Genomic DNA, 1,237 nt, shown 5'->3' on the forward strand with positions numbered 1-1,237 from the left:
TCGAGGTGCCTTTGTTACGCCGCTCGCACCCGTTTCTCGCTTTGACGGCCCCTGCCGCGACCACCCCGCCCCGTCCCACCCCCTCCCGTGCGTAGGGGGTGAAAAGGCGTGGTGCGCACGCCGCAGTTTCGTCCGGGGCTCGGGCCCCGGGGTTCGGTATGGGAGATTGCCGGGATGGACATCGGGACGCTGGTCGAGCAGGCGCGAGAGGGGCGACCGCGTGCGGTCGCCCGGCTGATCTCTCTGGTGGAGCGCGCGGATCCGCAACTCCGGGAGGTTATGGCCGTGTTGGCGCCGCTGACCGGGAACGCCTACGTGGTCGGGCTGACCGGGTCGCCAGGAGTCGGCAAGTCGACATCCACCTCCGCCCTGGTCCGGGCCTACCGCCAGGCGGGCAAGCGGGTCGGCGTCCTCGCCGTCGACCCGTCCTCGCCGTTCTCCGGCGGTGCGCTGCTCGGTGACCGGGTGCGGATGCAGGACCACGCGACCGACCCCGGCGTCTACATCCGCTCGATGGCCACCCGCGGCCACCTCGGCGGGTTGGCCTGGGCGGCCCCGCAGGCGATCCGGGTGATGGACGCGGCGGGGTGCGACGTGGTGCTGGTCGAGACGGTCGGCGTGGGGCAGTCCGAGGTCGAGGTCGCGGCCCAGGCGGACACCACCGTGGTGCTGCTCGCCCCCGGTATGGGCGACGGGATCCAGGCCGCGAAGGCGGGGATCCTGGAGATCGGCGACGTCTACGTCGTCAACAAGGCCGACCGCGACGGTGCGGACGCGACTGCGCGCGAGCTCAACCACATGCTGGGGCTCGGCGAGGCCCGGGAGGCGGGCGCGTGGCGCCCGCCGATCGTCAAGACGGTGGCGGCCAAGGGCGAAGGCGTGGACGAACTGATCGCCGCGCTGGAGAAGCACCGGGGCTGGATGGACGAGCACGGCCACCTCGCGGTCCGCCGCAGGCGCCGTGCGGCGCAGGAGATCCAGACCCTGGCGATCACCACGTTGCGACACCGGGTCGCCCAGAACCAGCTGGACGCCCTCGCGGAGCGCGTGGCCTGCGGCGAACTCGACCCGTACACCGCGGCCGACCACCTGGTCGCAGCGGTAACAGCCTGACCCGAGCCCCGGACGAAACTGCGGCGTGCGCAGCGTTGTTTGTTCCCCCCTACGCACGGGAGGGGGTGGGACGGGGCGGGGTGGTCGCGGCAGGGGCCGTCAAAGCGAGAAACGGGTGCGAGCG

Annotated in this window: 1 protein-coding gene; it reads left to right on the forward strand. The window is 72.6% G+C overall.

The window, feature by feature from the left end; all coding sequences use genetic code 11:
- Positions 1-174 precede the first annotated feature (174 nt).
- Positions 175-1,113, forward strand: a complete 939-nt coding sequence (gene meaB / locus ACEZDE_RS33720) for a methylmalonyl Co-A mutase-associated GTPase MeaB (protein WP_380545022.1) — start codon at positions 175-177, stop codon at positions 1,111-1,113.
- The last annotated feature ends 124 nt before the right edge of the window (positions 1,114-1,237 follow it).

Source organism: Streptacidiphilus cavernicola, from assembly GCF_042510955.1.
Taxonomy (GTDB): domain Bacteria; phylum Actinomycetota; class Actinomycetes; order Streptomycetales; family Streptomycetaceae; genus Streptacidiphilus; species Streptacidiphilus cavernicola.